This window comes from Halovenus amylolytica, assembly GCA_004015825.1.
Lineage (GTDB): Archaea > Halobacteriota > Halobacteria > Halobacteriales > Haloarculaceae > Halovenus > Halovenus amylolytica.
The window spans coordinates 102,952-119,856 of record SAYS01000006.1; the positions used below are offsets into that span (position 1 = coordinate 102,952).

At 58.9% G+C, this 16,905-nt stretch carries 20 protein-coding genes; 5 read left to right on the forward strand and 15 right to left on the reverse strand.

The features are described 5' to 3' along the window. Positions 1-56 precede the first annotated feature (56 nt). The 5 genes from EOW68_RS06490 to EOW68_RS06510 form a co-directional block, all read right to left on the reverse strand. On the reverse strand, positions 57-1,016 hold the full coding sequence (locus EOW68_RS06490) for a patatin-like phospholipase family protein (protein WP_128224344.1): 960 nt from the start codon (positions 1,014-1,016) through the stop codon (positions 57-59). Then, complete coding sequence (locus tag EOW68_RS06495) at positions 1,013-1,876, reverse strand: SDR family oxidoreductase (protein ID WP_128224345.1); 864 nt, start codon at positions 1,874-1,876, stop codon at positions 1,013-1,015. The genes EOW68_RS06490 and EOW68_RS06495 overlap by 4 nt, the downstream gene beginning before the upstream one ends. A gap of 36 nt (positions 1,877-1,912) precedes the next feature. Next, positions 1,913-2,110, reverse strand: a complete 198-nt coding sequence (locus tag EOW68_RS06500; protein ID WP_431358781.1) for a hypothetical protein — start codon at positions 2,108-2,110, stop codon at positions 1,913-1,915. Positions 2,111-2,171: 61 nt separating this feature from the next. Then, positions 2,172-2,591, reverse strand: coding sequence for a DUF7344 domain-containing protein (locus tag EOW68_RS06505; RefSeq protein ID WP_128224346.1), 420 nt, complete (start codon positions 2,589-2,591; stop codon positions 2,172-2,174). A 1,031-nt stretch (positions 2,592-3,622) separates the two neighbouring features. Then, positions 3,623-4,162, reverse strand: coding sequence for a DUF7344 domain-containing protein (locus EOW68_RS06510; protein ID WP_431358782.1), 540 nt, complete (start codon positions 4,160-4,162; stop codon positions 3,623-3,625). Positions 4,163-4,749: 587 nt separating this feature from the next. Here EOW68_RS06510 and EOW68_RS06515 point away from each other — a divergent pair. Beyond that, positions 4,750-5,391 carry a DUF7344 domain-containing protein gene (locus EOW68_RS06515; protein ID WP_128224348.1) on the forward strand — a complete coding sequence of 214 codons (642 nt, stop codon included), beginning with the start codon at positions 4,750-4,752 and terminating at the stop codon, positions 5,389-5,391. Between the two features lie 288 nt (positions 5,392-5,679). Beyond that, positions 5,680-5,967 carry a hypothetical protein gene (locus EOW68_RS06520; protein WP_128224349.1) on the forward strand — a complete coding sequence of 96 codons (288 nt, stop codon included), beginning with the start codon at positions 5,680-5,682 and terminating at the stop codon, positions 5,965-5,967. Positions 5,968-6,024: 57 nt separating this feature from the next. Here the strand turns inward: EOW68_RS06520 and EOW68_RS06525 are convergent, their stop codons facing one another. After that, on the reverse strand, positions 6,025-7,002 hold the full coding sequence (locus EOW68_RS06525) for a transcription initiation factor IIB (RefSeq protein ID WP_128224350.1): 978 nt from the start codon (positions 7,000-7,002) through the stop codon (positions 6,025-6,027). Between the two features lie 420 nt (positions 7,003-7,422). Here EOW68_RS06525 and EOW68_RS06530 point away from each other — a divergent pair, with 420 nt between their 5' ends. Both EOW68_RS06530 and EOW68_RS06535 read left to right on the forward strand, forming a co-directional pair. After that, entirely contained in the window at positions 7,423-7,704 is a 282-nt protein-coding gene (locus tag EOW68_RS06530; RefSeq protein WP_128224351.1) for an ArsR family transcriptional regulator, read from the forward strand. A gap of 240 nt (positions 7,705-7,944) precedes the next feature. Further along, positions 7,945-8,412: a DUF7344 domain-containing protein gene (locus EOW68_RS06535; RefSeq protein WP_128224352.1), complete on the forward strand. Its 468-nt coding sequence runs from the start codon at positions 7,945-7,947 to the stop codon at positions 8,410-8,412. A 5-nt stretch (positions 8,413-8,417) separates the two neighbouring features. Here EOW68_RS06535 and EOW68_RS06540 read toward each other — a convergent pair whose 3' ends face one another. Together EOW68_RS06540 and EOW68_RS06545 are read right to left on the reverse strand one after the other, a co-directional pair. Then, entirely contained in the window at positions 8,418-8,708 is a 291-nt protein-coding gene (locus EOW68_RS06540; RefSeq protein ID WP_128224353.1) for a HalOD1 output domain-containing protein, read from the reverse strand. Between the two features lie 100 nt (positions 8,709-8,808). After that, positions 8,809-9,606 (reverse strand): TrmB family transcriptional regulator, encoded by a 798-nt coding sequence (locus tag EOW68_RS06545; protein WP_128224354.1) that lies wholly within the window; start codon positions 9,604-9,606, stop codon positions 8,809-8,811. A 304-nt stretch (positions 9,607-9,910) separates the two neighbouring features. Between EOW68_RS06545 and EOW68_RS06550 the strand changes: the two genes are divergently transcribed. Then, positions 9,911-10,735, forward strand: a complete 825-nt coding sequence (locus EOW68_RS06550; RefSeq protein WP_431358783.1) for a TrmB family transcriptional regulator — start codon at positions 9,911-9,913, stop codon at positions 10,733-10,735. Between the two features lie 8 nt (positions 10,736-10,743). On the opposite strand, the gene mnhG is transcribed toward EOW68_RS06550, so the two are convergent. The 7 genes from mnhG to mbhE are packed head-to-tail and all read right to left on the reverse strand — an operon-like array spanning position 10,744 to position 16,812. Beyond that, a complete protein-coding gene (mnhG, locus tag EOW68_RS06555) occupies positions 10,744-11,097 on the reverse strand; it encodes a monovalent cation/H(+) antiporter subunit G (RefSeq protein ID WP_128224355.1) in 354 nt (117 codons plus the stop codon). A 39-nt stretch (positions 11,098-11,136) separates the two neighbouring features. Then, positions 11,137-11,427, reverse strand: a complete 291-nt coding sequence (locus tag EOW68_RS06560) for an MrpF/PhaF family protein (protein ID WP_128224356.1) — start codon at positions 11,425-11,427, stop codon at positions 11,137-11,139. After that, positions 11,420-12,064, reverse strand: coding sequence for a Na+/H+ antiporter subunit E (locus EOW68_RS06565; RefSeq protein WP_128224357.1), 645 nt, complete (start codon positions 12,062-12,064; stop codon positions 11,420-11,422). The genes EOW68_RS06560 and EOW68_RS06565 overlap by 8 nt, the downstream gene beginning before the upstream one ends. Continuing rightward, positions 12,061-13,668 (reverse strand): complex I subunit 5 family protein, encoded by a 1,608-nt coding sequence (locus tag EOW68_RS06570; RefSeq protein ID WP_128224358.1) that lies wholly within the window; start codon positions 13,666-13,668, stop codon positions 12,061-12,063. The genes EOW68_RS06565 and EOW68_RS06570 overlap by 4 nt, the downstream gene beginning before the upstream one ends. After that, positions 13,665-14,009, reverse strand: a complete 345-nt coding sequence (locus EOW68_RS06575) for a sodium:proton antiporter (protein ID WP_128224359.1) — start codon at positions 14,007-14,009, stop codon at positions 13,665-13,667. Before EOW68_RS06575 ends, EOW68_RS06570 begins: the two co-directional genes overlap by 4 nt. After that, positions 14,006-14,467: an MnhB domain-containing protein gene (locus EOW68_RS06580; protein ID WP_128224360.1), complete on the reverse strand. Its 462-nt coding sequence runs from the start codon at positions 14,465-14,467 to the stop codon at positions 14,006-14,008. The genes EOW68_RS06575 and EOW68_RS06580 overlap by 4 nt, the downstream gene beginning before the upstream one ends. Then, positions 14,464-16,812, reverse strand: coding sequence for a hydrogen gas-evolving membrane-bound hydrogenase subunit E (gene mbhE / locus EOW68_RS06585; RefSeq protein ID WP_128224361.1), 2,349 nt, complete (start codon positions 16,810-16,812; stop codon positions 14,464-14,466). The genes EOW68_RS06580 and mbhE overlap by 4 nt, the downstream gene beginning before the upstream one ends. Positions 16,813-16,905: the final 93 nt, after the last annotated feature.

Genomic DNA, 16,905 nt, shown 5'->3' on the forward strand with positions numbered 1-16,905 from the left:
CGTAACCCACGCAGATGTGGAAAAGTTATATATATGACAGCTATGGTTGGCCCAGCCTACTCGTCGAGGAACTCCGCCGCCCGGGTCCGGCCGAGCGTCATCAACTCGTCGATAAACTTCCGGTCACGGTCGAGTTTCGTCGAGCAGTGGTACCGTTTCTTCATCTGGATGCGGTCGATCGAGGTTTTCGAGAACTCGTCGGCCGGGAGTGTTCCGTCTTCGACCCACTCGTTTACTCGCTCGATGAAGCCAAGCTCCTGGTTCAGCGAGATGTTCCCCGAGAGTTCGTTCCGTCGGTCGGCGATCTCGTCGAGGTGGGTCGGATTGCCGTCCAGTTCCTGTGGATTGATCTGGACGATCCAGAGTTCGTCGGGTTTCCGGTCGGCCGGCTGGTGCATCAGATCGCTCACCGGCGGGTTCTGTGAGAATAGCCCGTCCCAGTGGAGGTGGCCGTGGATCTCGACTGCCTCGAAGAGATTCGGCACGGCTGCCGACGCGAGCACCGCGTCGACGGTGACCGCCTCGTTGGTGAACGTCTCGAAGACACCGGCGTTGATGTTGACAGTGCCGACGACCAGCTCCGGTGTGGTGGCCCGGCAGTACTCCGGGACCTGCTCGAAGTCGATATGCGTTTCCAGAATATCTCGGATGCGTTTCTTGCCGAGTTCGGGTCCCGGGATCTGGTACGGGCTAAACTGTGGGAACGGCATCCCGTTGCTCTGCATCTTGTCGAGTATCTGGAGCCACCGGTTCGTCGTTCGCTCCGAGTAGCTGTCCGCCGCGAGGTCGTCCCAGATGTCGGTGACCATCTCCGCGGCCACCTCCTCGCCCTCTGTAACAAGTCCGTACCAGGCCGCGAGTGCGTTGAAGGCACCGCCCGAGGTCCCACTCAGGCCGACGAGTTCGTGATCCTCGGGCCAGTTCTCGAACAGTTCGGCGAGTACCCCCGCGGTAAAAGCCGTGTGGCTGCCGCCGCCCTGGCAGGCGATGGCGACGTTCGTCTGCTCCGAACTCATTCGTAGGTCTTCGTGTAGCCACCGTCCCAGAGCATGTCCGCGCCGTTGAGATGTTTCCCGTGGTGGGAGAGACCGAACGTGAACAGGTTCGCAACTTCAGCGGGGGTCATCATCTCTTTCGTGCGCGCCTGCCCGAGCATCACGTTCTCGATGACCTCTTCCTGGGAGATACCGCGCTCTTCGGCGGTGTCCGCGATCTGGTTGACCATCAGCGGGGTCAGCACGTACCCGACCGAGACCGAAAAGCTCCGCAGTGTTCCAGAGCCCTCGGCCGCGATCGACCGCGTAAGTCCACTCAGCGCGTGTTTGGCCGTGATATAAGCCGCCTTGCTGTTGGTCGCGTAGTGGCCGTGGACCGAGGACATGTTCGCGATTGCCCCGACGCCGTCGTCTGTTGCCTCGATGTGTGGAATCGCCTTCTTCGCAGTGAGAAACGGCGCGCGGACCATGATATCCTGCAACAGATCGTATTTTTCCATCGGGAACTCGGCGATGGAGTCGATGTGTTGCATCCCGGCGATGTTCGCGACGTAACGCAGCGAGCCTTCCTCTGCAGCCGCCTCGACGACTGCGCCGACGTCCTCGTCGTCGGTCAGATTCGTCTCGACCGGGTGGAACTCTCCGGCTGCGTCGAACTCCTCGATTGTCGCTGCGGTGTTTTCCATCCCACTTTCGTCGATGTCGGCCCCGACGACTGTTAGCCCGTTCGTCGCCAGCGCGATCGCTGTCGCCTCACCGATCCCCGAGGCTGCACCCGTCACTAGCGCGACGTTGTCGGTCGTGAATCGTGGATCGTCGAGCAAGAGGAGGTCGTCTTTCGTCAGTTCCGGTGCCGTCAGATCGGTTGTCTCGTCAGTCACGTATCATGTTACGTCAGACTCGAATATAACAGTAGCTCACACTGCCGTAACCTGTTCTTTTACTGCGGTCTTCCAGCCGGCCTGGCCTGCAGTCACAGATAGATTTGTCCGCTGGCAGTTCACAGCTATCGCCGTGGCAGCCAGTTGCCCTACGGCGGCCAGATCGGGTTCGTCCTCGATGGTCTCGCTTTGCCAGGCGTACTGGATCTGTCTGTCGGGATCGACGACGAACACCGTCGACTTGGCCCAGTCGCTGCCAAGTTGGTCTCAAATGGGTCTGTTGGTCGGGACGAATCTATCGCAGTAGCCGCCCGAAAAACCCTTCCTGGTTGTCGAGTGATTCCTCCTCTTCGTAGTAGATGTACTTGAGCAGCCGACCGGATCGACTGTTCAGGGAGACGTGTCCGCGGTCGTCGTCGTAATCGACGACGCCGGCTTTTGCCATCTTGGGGAGATGGCACTGGTAGAGGCCGACGTAGGTTCGTTTGCGCTGCTGGGAGTTCAGCTGGCTGATCTCGCAGTCACATTCCTTACTCGCGATGTGCTCGGCAAGCTCCCCGATGTCCGCCCCTCCGTCATTTTTGTGTAGATACTCTAGTACTTCCTGACGCCGATCAGCACTTAGTATCTCGAAAATCTGTGTTTTCGATAGCTGCTTCTCGTCCTGGGTTGTCCTGTCTATGTCACCGACCGTCTGTTCCGGAGAGTCACTCATTATCAGACCCCTCTACTCAGTACTTCCGAGCATACAAGTTAGTTAGATAGACATTATTGCAGAGTAAGTACAGAAACTGCATTCTGTGGTCCCAACATACTCCGGGTAGAATCGCATCGTTCGACCACGGCTGCTATCGGATCGCACAGCTGATACTGGTGGCTGTCCGTTCGGACAGATCGCCGACCACCGTGAGAACGAGTGCTCACCGGTCGACGTTCTTTAGTTTGGTATAACTACCAGTATGACTCTCGAATCCCCGTTTGCGGTCCTCCAGTCGCGGCGACACCTCGCAGTGGACTCGGCGACGTTCGACGTCTGGCCCGAGTGCAATCGTGCCTGATGCGATAACTTCCAGTACGGCGATGGACCACAGTCTGTTTCCGAGCAGCCGCCCGACCAGGGGCTGCTGGTGGACCGACAGCCGTGGTGACCAGTATGGTCAGACAATCCCAGGCGGAACGTAAGGCACTGGCAGCTGGTTGTCTGCTGTCGAATCATCTACAGCTGTAGTGTCTTTTTATTTATATAACCGGGGCCGATGGTAAGGAACATATTAACTGGTTTACGGGCCTGAAAATCCCATCTTACCGGTGTTTGATGATTGTAGACACATATTAGTATCATATAAATTATTTATTTTAGATTATTATTTATACTGTAACTAGCGGGTCGCCGGTTCAGATCAAGCAACAAATTACTACGTCCGATACACCCCGAGAGATCAACGATGGTAGAACACATCTCGGAAGAAGAACTGCAGCGGATTCAGGAATTTGTCGATACCCCGGCGTACGAGCGAGAGCCAGAGCAGTTGATGCCGGAAGAGCAGGCAACGAAGGAATAAGGTGTCTGTGGTATCGACCCGTCGTGTCTGATTCGCTGCCCCCCGGTCCCCCAGTTATTCCGAACCGTCACCAGCAGTAGCTACGGTGGTCGACGATCTGTCCGAACGGACAACCACCAGTCTCGGTTCGATCGGGGCAGTGAGCTCGATCTCCCAGCCGTTTGCCCGCCTGTCGCATACCGCCTTAGTTCTGTAACTCGGACGGAATCGACTGCTTGTCCTGGAGTCGGTCGACGGCGTGCGCTGTTGCCGTGACGACAAATGCAGCGACGATAAACGCCGCGACGACCGCTTCGGAGATTGCCCCAAAAAAGAGAACATTCGCTACTGTCAGTCCGAGCAGTACAGTACTCGTCGCAGCGAGTCCGAGATACACCCACTGCCAGGGGAGTTCGTCGTCAGAGGAGTTGAGATAGGTGTCGATCTCGTCGGCATCCGGCTGAAGCATGACCATCCCCGAGTCTTTGTCGTAGCTTACGACGCCAGCCTCGTCGAGACGTGGAATATGTGTCTGGTACAGCGAGACGTAGACACGCTTTCGTTCCTGCTCGGTAATCTCTTCGATGCTCGTATTGTTTTCCCAGGCTGCGACCTGTTCTGCGAGGGTCGTCAGCTCGATCGGTTCGTTTGCTTCCCGGAGATGATACAACACGTACCGTCGTCTGGGACTACTAAGCAGCTCGAAAACATCGTCTTGCGAGAGAGATTGTTCGCTCGGGGCCATTTACTAGTGAATTTTCATCGACTGTGTTCGTTGTGAAATTCGCCTGCGACAGCACGGTATCAGCCACCCTCGTCCATGGACCGATACCCGGGGTATCGTCTGATAGGCGATCAGAGACTGTTCCCTGTCTACGTAGACCAACTAACCATCACTACTTTGTTACATTCGAAATACCGGGTGGAATAGTGCTGTCTCCCAGAATACACTCTACTTACCGTGGCTGCTCTTCCTCCTCGGCTTTTTTATCAAACTGTATACTATAATAGGAGTTATGTAACTATATAGAACGCATACTTCGGCTGGTCGGAACCATTTGTTAAGACCTTCCTACTCTGTTTCGTTCGCTCGAAAAGAGCCTCAGGCGGTCAGAGAACGCCACCTGGGACCACTGAAATAATGAGCGACCCATTCGCTGGCGATGCTGACTGGACGGATAGCACGGATGGGTACGAACTGGCTGACCTACTTTTTTTAATTGCTGGCTCTCAGAATCCTTTTCAGTAAAAACAAAACGAACGGTAAGAAGACTTTTATCGGTTCGTTCAGTAAGCTTAGCAGACAGAAATTGCACGCGAACCATTACTGCAATGACTAATTCAGACAGCGGCACGGGACAATCGCCACAGACGGGTGAAGCGGTCCAGGGACCGAAACCCGGTACACAGGAGACAATGGATGATGCACAGTCGGGTGAGCCCGATACAAACTCCCAAGACTCAGCGGAAGAGGCAACGTTGCCACTCGATCAGGCCTTCGAGATTCTGAAAAACAGCCGCCGCAGGGAGACACTTCATTATCTGAACGAACACGGTGGGACGGCAACTCTAAGCAGTCTGGCCGAGCATATCGCGGCGATCGAAAACGACACCACCGTTCAGCAGATCACCTCCTCGCAACGCAAACGCGTCTACGTCGGTCTCTATCAGTGCCATCTCCCCAAGATGGATAGTATGGACGTAATCGATTTCGACAAAAATCGAGGGACTATCGAGCTTGCGAGAAACGCGGAACAGGTCTGTTCGTACCTCGGTGACTCGGACAGTGGCGACTGGTACAAACTCTATCTCGGACTCGCTGTCGCCGGCAGTCTCCTCTTTGTGATCTCCATCGGAGGCGCTGCAAAGTACGGCCTCCAGCCATCAGTCGTCCTGTTTTTGCTTCTCGGTGGTATGTTCCTCGGCTCGGTCGCGCACGCGATGGGAGTGGATGTACGCTCCCGTACCAGCTGAACTCCCATCTAAACCGCCGATTTCCTGCAGTAGGAACGTATTAACACTCTTTTCTGGAGGGTATGGGCGTATTATCTCCGCGCATTCGGCCTGATATCTCCCGTTTTTGTAACTCGGTTCTCGTGAGTGATCCACTTGGTGTCCCCAATCTGCATGTATAGTACATCTATACTGTACGTAAAACTGGTAAACTGTGGGCCGAATAAACCGAAATCGGCAGAACGACTTTTACAGTAGGAGTATCTTAACCTATTGTATGGTTGGACTAGAGGTGCTCGGGAACTAACTATGACGGAGGAAGGAAACAGTAACACTGATTCTGACCGGTCAGTGAAAGGTCGGAAACCCCAGCACAGTGCGTCAGGTGCCTGGTCGCGGGCAGACTGGGAAGCACTCGAGTCGGATCCGGATTTCGGGGACGATTTCGAGTACGAACTCACAGAGTGGGAGCAGTTCGAAACTCTCGATGGGACTGATCAGGTAATGTTCCTCCCGAGTGACGAGTCCGAACTCAAAGACGCGGCGTTCGTCGTCGCCGAAGAAACCGATCTCCTCGAACTCTCGAATCACTGCTAACTGTCGACCGTTGGCCGTTCCTTACCGCGCCAGGTCGCACGGCGAGTCCGTACTGGGTTACTCGTCCGCGTTTTCGAGGACGGCGGATTGTTCCTGGTAGCGGTTTCGAATCGTTACCTCTGTCACCTGGGCGACGTCGGCGATTTCTGACTGGGTTACCTTCGTCTCGGTGTCGGTCGCTGCGATGTAGATAGCTGCACCGGCCAGCCCCGTCGGTGATTTTCCGGAGTGGACTCCCTCTTCTGCGGTCCGCTCCAGAATCCCCTGGGCTTCCCGCTGGATATCCTGTCCGAGTTCGAGCTCCGAACAGAAGCGGGGGACGAACTGCTTGGGATCGATCGGCCGCATCTCCAGATCCTGCTCTGTGACCAGGCTCCGGTAGCTGCGACCGATCTCGCTCCGGTCGACGCGGGCGATCTTGTCGAACTCGTCGAGACTCCGTGGGATTCCCTGTTTCCGGCAGGCGATATAGAGGCTGCTGGATGCTACGCCCTCGATCGATCGTCCCTGGACGAGGTTGTCGTCGAGTGCTGTCTGGTAGATCACCGACGCCATCTCGCTGACCTGTTCGGGCAGCTCTAGCGCGCTCGACATTCTGTTTATCTCGCTTAACGCCAGCTGGAGATTGCGCTCACCTGTCTGGCTGATCCGGAGGCGGTCCTGCCAGGTTCTGAGCCGTTTGATCGTCTCCTGTTTGCGCGCCGACAGCGGCTGCCCGTGTGCGTCTGCATCTTTCCAGTGGATCTTGGTCGTCAATCCCTTGTCGTGGAGCATCTCGGTCATCGGCGAGCCGACCCTGGATTTTTGCTGGCTTTCCTCGTGGGTGAACGCCGACCACTCGGCACCTGGATCGATTAGCCTGTTCCTGAGGATGAACCCACACTCCTGGCAGACGAGCTCCCCGTGGACGTCGTCGAGAATCACCGACCCTGTCTCACACTCCGGACAGCAGTCCGTATTCTCTGCCCGGGCATCTGTCCGCTCCCGTTTCTTTGCATCTATCTCCTTGCGCTGGCGGACGGTGGTTTTGCTCATTGCTTCACCCCCCCCGCTCGCTCGGCTCGATTCGTGACGGATCCCCCCGAACCCCGTCTCTCGTTCATGATTCCGAATTGTTTTCGTTCTGCATTGTTATGTAGAAAATACCATTCCGAGGTTTCTGTTGGGCTCGTCGTAACCGCTGGCGTAGCGAGGTAACTCCCTGCTGTGTCCCGGATATCTGCCCGATACAGTCCGGCTGGTCCCCGTCCGGGCTGGTACGACCCGTCCGCCGTGAGGGGGTATTTGCGTGATACGTAGACTTTTCTTAATTTGAAATAATACCTGCTTAAATAACGAAACAATCTGAACGAACAAAACGTCTATACCGATAGCTCTAGACAAATTACCTGGTAACGAACGAATCTAAACAGCCTGTATCGGCCGACAAATCATCAGTTACGATAAAAATCAATAATGAGTACAGATTGGGACGAAATCGGCTTCGTGATCAGTTCGCGGTATCGAGTCATCGCCCTCCGGCGGCTTGCCGTTGGGCCTGCAACACCATCGCAGATCGCAGCAGACGAGAGTGTCGGCATCGCGCACATCTCGCGAGCCCTGCAGGGGCTCCGTGAGAAAGAGCTCGTCGACCTGCTCGTCTCTGACGACCGAAAGAAGGGGCGTGTCTACGGACTCACGGAACGTGGGCGTGAGATCTGGGAGACGATCGATTCGGAGAATCTCGTCACGGAGTAATCTCTCTGCGTGTGGTGGACAGCCCATACCGGTGCTGCACGCTGGTATGGTCTTCTTACTACCCGGTTGATACTCTATAACAATCCGATAGCCTCGGTAATTTCACATACGAGACGGATCTTCACGTGTATCAACCGACTCTCCCGCAGGGATTGAGGCGTCGACGGACACCAGCGGTTGCTCACGGTCTGCAACCGCGACCCTCACACGGCGGATCTGCCTGCGACCAGGTGAGCCAAGATGAGTAACAACGACAACGAGACCACAGACGATGAGGCCGGAACAGGAACGGTCCTGGGCGATTTCACGACCGAGCCCGAACGTATCGCCGTCCAGACACTGATCGAAGAGAGCACCAGCCCCGATCTCCCGAGTGAGGATACGATCGATTCGATCTTCTCGGTGCTCTCGAATCCCGGCCGGAGATACGTTCTGACGTATCTGCTCCGGGCGGATGGCTACGTCACGATGACCGAACTCGTCGACTACGCGGTCGAACAGACCAACAGTGCGAACACGGGTGAGGAGTTTCGCCACCGGGTCACCGTCGAACTCTCACAGACACATCTCCCGGAGCTGGTCGATGCCGGATTTATCAGGTACAACATGGAGCGCCAGCTCGTCGACGAAACGGAGAAAACAAAGCTCGTGAGCCCGTATCTCAAGCTCGCACTCGCCCAGCAGGATCGCCTCGACGCCGAGGAGTGACCGTTCTATCTGTGGCCAGCGAGCTCGACCACGAGCTTCCCGTCGGACGCGATGGTGACTCTCACCTGTTCGTACTCGAATCTGATTTCGATCGAATCGGTCCCTGTCAGCAGTCGCTTCAGCGAATCGACGTCGGTGTACTCCTGTAACGGTGGGAGAGCCATCGGCTGGCTGTCCGTCACCTCGGCGATCGCCTTGACGATCGCCTCTGTCAGCCCGTCGGACTGTCGCCAGTCGGAGACGACCTGCTGGGTTTGCCCGTCTCGTCGATGGGAATGTGGCCCGTCGTGGTTCATATCCTGCTCACCTTGTCCCCCGGCTGACACTGCTCTAGTACCTCCCGTGTCATAATTTAACACAATTCGCACACTCGATTTATATTTTTGGGGAGATCGGTCACTCGAACGACGAGCTATCGAGTTGCCATGTAAAGAGGGCTCGCAACACGACGACGAGGCTATTGTTCATGCCTGCACCCCAGATTGCCGTCTCATTGCTCTGTTTCGAGACAGTTCTCCCATCGTCGGGGACGAGCACGCTCACGAGGGTTGTTTCGTCGTCGACCATCACCAGCCGTCCCGAGGGCGTCTCCGCCCAGTTCCACAGTGACGGGACGAACTCCGTCTCGGGGACGACCGTTTCGATCTCCTGGCGTGACGTCTCGGACATCGCCCCCAGTCTGATCGAGACGCCACGGTCCTGGGCCGCGGAGAGGCTGGCGACGATCTCCTCGGTGAGCAAGTTCTCGACGCTCATGAATACGACCGTCTCGTTCGCCGCATCGATAAACTCCAGAATCCGTTCGGTGATGGTGTCGCAACCGGTGACAGTCCAGACGCCGCGCTGTTCTTCGGTCTGTGTGGTCGTCTCGAGTTCCCCCGTCGCGTCACGAAACCGGTTCAGCCGCCGGGTGAAGTACTGCTCGAAGTGCTGTCCGGCCGTTTCCAGGGAGACTGCCCGGAACTGTTTGGGGTTCGAGTGCTGGACGTCGACGAGGCCCCTCCGTTCGAGGTCGTCGACCGCGTCGTAGACCCGTGTCCGGGGCACCTCGGAGACGTCGCTGATCTCTTTGGCCGTTCCGGTTTCGATTCTGACCAGTGTGACGAACGTTTCGGCGGCGTAGGCACTCAGCCCAAACGCTTGCAACTGTTCGATAGCAACCTGCCGTGGGTGATCCGACGAGTCCGGAGACATACTCTGGTGAAAACTGTCCGTGTGGACAGTACACACAGCCCGAGAGGTTGGGATCCAGATCGGACTGTGTGTACTACCCACTCCGAGCCGTTGCCGTAAAATAGTATTGTGATTAACTGGGTGAATTGCTATTCGAGAGGTCCTGCATAACTTGATTCTGTGGCTGTCACGTCAGTTATACTGTGATTATTTGAGTGAATCTACTGAACGTACGCTTTTTGAAAATAATAGAGGAAACGCCTTTCTGATTGTGACTGGAAGAAGTAATTAGACTATCATCCCGGTAGTCAAGAGGTTGGGATCCATGGAAAATCTAGCAAATCAAGAGCAGTCGATAGAATTGCTCCAGCAGCTCGGGCTCAAGGAGTACGAGGCCAAGTCGTTCGTCGCGTTATCCCGGCTCCCTCAGGGTACCGCAAAGGAGATCAGCGATATCTCCGAGGTGCCCCGGACGCGGGTCTACGACTCGATTCGAGTACTGGAACAGAAAGGGCTCGTCGAAATACACCATTCGAACCCCAAACAGTTTCGAACGGTTTCGATCGACGAGGCAGTGAATATTCTCAAATCTGAGTACGTCACCCGGATCGAATCGCTCAGAGAGAGCCTGACCGACCTCGAACCGGCCGGAACGGACGAGGAGACGGAGATCACCCACGAGGTCTGGGCACTCTCGGGCGGGGCCGCGATCGAGGCCAGAACTGAACAGCTCATCAACGAGGCCGAGGGGGAACTGATCATGGTCGCCGGCAACAACCGGATGCTCACCGACGGACTGATCGGGGCTTTGCAGGCGGCAACCAATCGTGGCGTCACCGTCGTCGTCGGTGTCGCCGACGATTCACTCCGTGACACACTCATCGACGCGGTTCCCCAGGCTCGGGTGTTTATCTCCGAGTTGCCGTGGCTCGATAGCTCGTCACTCCAGGGTGACGAGACAGAGATCAACCGGCTGCTGTTGATCGACCGGAGCACGATTCTGGCGAGTTCGACGCACGATCCCGACGTCCCCGAGCACGAAAAGGCAGTGTTCGGACGGGGGTTCAACAACGGTCTCGTGACGATCGTTCGGCGACTGATGGTCACCGGGCTACTCTCGGAGGACGACCCCGGCGAAGCAGCCGCCTAGTCCCGCAGTCAGGACTCTTCGTCGGTATCTGACTTTTCGGTCGGCCAGGTCACACTCCCGAGGAACGGGACACCGGTCTTCTGGGCCGCCCGTGCGATCATGTGCGCCCCGGTCGGCACCGTCAGAAACAGGAAGACGATACCGACAAGCGAGGTCAGCCCGGCACCGCCCGGGCCGAACTGGACGAACCCGGCCAGGAAGATCGTCACCGTTCCGAGTGTCGTCGGTTTGCTCGTCGCGTGCATCCGGTTGTAGACGTTGGGGAGTCGCAACAGCCCGATCGTGCCGACTGTGAGGAAAAAGCAGCCGATGACGACCAGTCCCATCACCGTCACCTGCCGGATCGCTTCGAGTTCGACCATCCTAGATCCCTCCTGTCGTCGTTCTCGTTGTCCCTCTCATTATCCTCTCCGTGTCATGATATCCCCCTCGGTGACGTACTTCGCGACGGTGACCGTCGAGAGGAAGCCGATGATCGCGAGTACGATACTCACCGTCACGAACAGGCCACGGTCCGTCTTCAGTGCGAACAACATGGCGATGGCGATGACGTTCGTCGCGATCGTATCGAGCCCGACCACGCGATCCGGCACGGTCGGCCCGCGGATCACCCGGTAGCCACAGAGCAGACACAACCCTGCGACGAGGACGAGCGCACCGTTTATCACCATCGCTGTCAGCTGTTCAACCATTCCTTTCCTCCTCGTTTTCGTCTTCCCCTAGTCCAAACTGCGCCAGTGACTGGGGAACCGTCTTCGGTTCCGGTGGGTGATCCGGCGGGTGGATCGTGATCTCCGGGGCTGGATCTCCCGGGTTTCGCTGTTCGTCGAAGATCAGGAGCGCGTAATCTTCCCACTGGCGGATCGGTTCGACGACGTCGTGGGGGTCGCGACCGTCGATCATGTGGACGTACAGTGCGTTCTCCTCGGGATCGTGATCGAGCGTGATCGTTCCAGGCGTGATCGTGATGCTGTTCGCGATCGTGGTGATTCCCAGCTCTGTCTCGACGCGCAGTGGAATGAGAATCACCTGCGGTTCGAGTGGCATCTTCGGCGCGAGCACACGGTAGGTAACGTCCACGTTCGCGACGACCACCTCCTTGAGGAAGACCAGGACGTAGAGGACGATATATGGGACGATCGTCACCAGCCGGCCGATTCGGAACTCCTCGCCGTACAGCCGCCGGAAGACGTAGGCGACTGGGAGGCCGACGGCCGTCCCGACGATGAGCGTCGTCACCACCACCTGTGGGGCCAGGGAGTTGCCGCTGACGAACACCCACAGCACCGCAAACAGCAGACCCGCGACGATCCACCGTCGCGTTCTCATCCGGTCTCACCCCCGAGCCCGACGATTTCGATGTAGCCGTCGGTATCGAGTGCCGCATCGCTCGCGGCGTCGGCGAACTGGTAGACCGGTTCGAAACCGACGCCGATCGCGAGGACGACGAGTGCGAGTGTCGCGAGCACCGCGATCTGTCCATCGTGAACTACCCCTGCCCGGATCGCCTCACTCTGACTGCCCCAGAAGGTTTCGATCCACGCGCGCGTCGCGTACAGTATCGTGAGGACTGCACCGAGGAACAGCACTCCGAGTGTCAGGACGGCGGCTGCCGTCGCGGTGGTGTCGCCCGTCGCTGCCGCGAACTGTCTCGTTGCGGCGTCGAAGACGAACAGCTTGCCGAAAAAGCCCGCCAGCGGCGGGATCCCGACGAGTGAGAGCCCGCCGACGAGGAAGACGCTCGCGAACACCGGGGAGCGATCCCCGAGCCCTCCGAGTTCTGATAGTTTTGTCGTCCCGGCTATATCCTGGATGACGCCCGTCGACAGGAAGAGCAACCCCTTGCTGACTGCGTGATGCAGTGCGAAGATCAGCGCGGCGAAAATTCCCAGGTGGCGAAGCTCTCCGGCGGTCGTCGCCGCGGCGATCCCGACCGCCACCGCGATAAATCCGATCTGTCCGATGCTGGAATAGGCCAGCAACTCTTCGAGTGAGTCGCGGCTGACAGCGCCGAAGCCACCGACGAGAATGCTCGCCAGTCCCATCAGGAGCAGGGCCGGTGCGAGGAAGGCGAGTGCCGTGTCGCCGGCGACGGCCGGGACAGTCGCCGAGACGTCGGCGTCGCCGAAGACAGTGAAATACAGCCGGATGATCGCGTAGATGCCGACTTTCTTCGTCGCGCCGGCGAAGACGGCGACGATCGGCAGCGGTGCCGCCCGGTAGGCCGAGGGCACCCAGAACTGGAAGGGGGCCAGCCCGGCTTTCAGCGAGAAGGTGACGAAGACCAGCGCCGAGAGTCCGACGACCGGTTCGGTCACCGCGCCCGGTGCCGAGAGCTGGACGGCCATATCCGCCATGTTGAGCGTCCCGGTCGTGGCGTAGAGCCCGCCGATCCCGAGTAACATGAGCGCGCTGCCGACGATGTTCAACACGACGTAGCGCACAGCAGCGGCGGTGTGCTGGGCGTTCCCGTAGAAGGCAACGAAGACGTAACTCGCCATGAGCATCACCTCGAACCAGACGAAGAGGTTGAACAGATCGCCCGTCAGAGTTGCACCAGTTGCACCGAGCAACAGGAACTGGAAGAGGGGGTAGTAGTAGACACGCTGGTTCTGTTCGTCGATAAACTGCACAGAGAAGACGACCGCATAGACGGCGACGATCGCTGTTATCGCGAGCATGAACGCCGACAGCTCGTCGGCGACGAGGACGATCCCGAAGGGTGCCTCTAGCCCGCCGAGCTGGTAGAGGATGCCACCGGCGTCGGCCGCGAAGACGACGCGCCACGAGAGATAGCCGACGACGGCTGCATACACGACCGTCCCGGACACCGCAATCGCTCGCTGGAGGCGCGGCCAGTTTCGAACCAGCAGTGCGACTGTCCCTGTCACGATGGCGACGAGCACCGGCGCGATCGCGATCCAGCTCGTCATTGTTTCCACTCCGTGACGTTTATTGACTCATTTTCCTGGTAGGCACGGTAGGAGAGCGTGAGCGCGAAAGCCGTCATCCCGAAACTGATGACGATGGCGGTCAACACGAGTGCCTGGACGACCGGATCGACCGTCTCGGGAAACGGCGCGTGGTGGGTCGCGAGCACCGGTACCGTCTCCGAGGTTCCCTCCACGATCCCGCCCATCCCGATGAGATAGACGTTCGCGGCCTGCGAGATGATCGCCAGCCCCCAGACGACTTTCACCAGATCATCCCGGAGCAAGAGGAACGTGCCCAGCGCGAACAGCGCCCCGACCGTCGCCGCGACAGCCAGCGTCATTCCGCACCCACCACCGAGAAGATCGTGAGCAGGCCGCCGACGACCACACAGAAGATCCCGATATCGAAGACGACCGCACTCGCAAGCTCGATTTCGCCGAACAGCGGCAGATGGACGTACTCGTAATCCTGCGAGAGAAACGGCTCGTCGAAGAGCAGTGCGGCCAGTCCGCTCCCGACGGTCACCGCCAGCCCGAACTTGAACAGCCGGCGGTAGGCAGTCACCGTCCGGTGTTCGCCGATCTGTCTGTCGTAGTCGACCTCGCGGTCGAGGACGCCGACTTCCAGATAATCGAGGCTGTAGGCGACGTAGATGAGCGTAAACGCGGCGACGGTCAACACGCCGCCGATGAAGCCGCCGCCTGGCAGGCTGTGTCCCTGCAAGAAAAGCGAGATGGCGACGACGAGGATGATCGGCACCACGATGCGTGCAGTCGTCCGCATGATAACTGTCGTCACTGTGTTTCACCTCTGTCTCGCATCGTCACCAGAACCAGCACCGAGAGCGCGGCGATGACGATGACGATCGACTCGCCGAGTGTATCGAACGCCCGGAAGTCGGTGAGGATCACGTTGACGATATTCGTCCCACCACCCTCCGGCACCGCGGTATCGACGTACTCACTGGCGGTCTCGGTCAATCCCCTGTCTTCGGCCGGCGCAGCGTACAGCACGGAGACGAACGCCGTTGCACCCACGAACACTGATAGCGCGGCATCTCTGAGTACTTTGCCCCACTCCAGTTCGCGATAAAAGGCCGGTAGCTCTTCGATCACGAGCAGGAAGATCAACAGTAACAGTGTCTCGACGACGAGCTGTGTTAGCGCCAGATCCGGGCCGCTCGCGAGGATGTAGAAGATGGCGACCATGAAGCCGAGAATCCCGAGTGTCAACACGCCGGTAACGTGACTTTCCGCGACCGTGACGGCGATCGCTGCGAACACTGCCACACCCAGTACGAGTATCATCGCGACTGGCGTCTCGGCACTCGTCGGTGTCGGCAGCCCCGTCACAGTGCTCGCGTAGCCGGCGACTGTGAGCGCACACGCCGAGGCGAGCAGCCACCAGACGTAGGTCCTGATCTGGCCGGTGTGTACGTGAGTACTGATCGCCGCACTCGCCCGGTCGGTCGCCCCGAGCAGCCCGTTGTAGACCGTGACCGGATGCGTCCGTCTCGTTGCCCCGTGGAGTCGGGCGAGGATGGAGCGAATCTCCGTGTAGTACGGGAACGCCGCGAACCCGACACCGATCGTCACGAGACTCATCGCCACCGGGCCGGAGAGATGGGTCGGGATCTTGGCGTCGATCGCGACGGGTTCCAGCGCCGCTGCGCTCGCAGCGTCGTCAACGAGAAAGCCGATCGCGACGTCCGGAAGCAGACTCACGAACGCGACGCCGACCGCGAGGACCGCCGGTGGGGCGAAGAGTGTGAACGGAGCCCGGTGTACCGTACCGAGTTCCTCGGGCTTCTCGCCCAGAAACAGCCAGAGAAAGCGAAGCGAGTACAGCACGGTGAAGATGCTCGCGAACACCGCGGTCGCCGGATACAGCCACGCCAGCCCGCCGCCGGCCTGGGCGGTCTCCCAGGCAGCCTCGAAGAGAATCTCCTTGGAGTAGAATCCACTGAAAGGCGGTATCCCGGCCATACTGAGTGTCGCGACCGCCGTGATCGCGGCGGTCACCGGCAGCGCACGCCAGAGCCCGCCGAGTTCGTCGATCTGGCGTGATCCGGCCTCGTGGGCGATGATCCCGGCGACCAGAAAGAGTGCAGCCTTGAACAGTGCGTGGTTGAACAGGTGGAAGGCGCCGGCTTCGGGCCCGTAGTGTGTCTGAAAGCCGAAACCAGCGATCATCAGCCCGAGGTGACTCGCCGTCGAGTAGGCGAGTAACTCCTTGATATCGCTGGCGAGGACTGCGAGTATCGCACCGACAGTCATCGTCAGCATACCGAGCGTCGCCACGAGGAACATCCACTCGGGGCCGTGAAACAGCGGTCGGACTCTGCCGAGTGCGTAGACGCCGACTTTCACCATCGTCGCCGAGTGGAGAAAGGCAGAGACCGGTGTCGGCGCGACCATCGCCCCCGGCAGCCAGAAGTACAGCGGTACCTGTGCGGATTTGGCCGCGGCAGCGATTGTCACGAGCACGAGTGCCGGGACGAACAGCCCGTTTGCCTCCAGCACGGCCCGGATCGTCTCGGCGTTTTCGAGGATCGCTGCGAGGTTGAACGCGCCCACGCCGGCCAGTTCGGCAGCGACGGCGAGCACGAGGAGGCCGACGAGCAGGCAGAGCCCACCCCCGACAGTGATAATCATCGCCATGCGCGCGGAGTACTGTGAGCTGGCGTCTTCGGTGTGGTAGCCGATGAGGATAAAAGAGGTCACGCTCGTGAGCTCCCAGAACAGAAACAGGACGAGGAGATCGGCCGCGAACGCCACCCCGAGAATCGAGCCCATAAACGCCAGCAGTGCCATGTAGAACCGCCCCAGGTCGGGCATCCCGTGCATGTACGTCGTCGCGTACGCGAAGATCAGGACGCCGATGCCACTCGCCAGCAGCGCGAACAGCAGTGCCAGTCCATCGACGTGGAAGCGAAGGGCAACGTCGTGTGAGGGGATCCACGGCGTGGCGACCGTTCCCTCGGTCCCGACCTGCGTGAGAACGAGTCCGAACGAGACCGTCGCGACTGCGGCCCCGAGATAGCCGACCCGCTCACCGACAACCCGATAGAAAAGCGGTGTCAGCACTGCTGCGACGAAGGGGAGGCCGATCGCGACGGTGAGGACCCAGAGCTGGGGTTCCATCAGATATTCACAATCAGACACAGATCGAACTTAAGACGTCCGAAACGAGCCGTCTCCTCGTTACCGACTGCTGTCATTTGAGTACTTATTCCT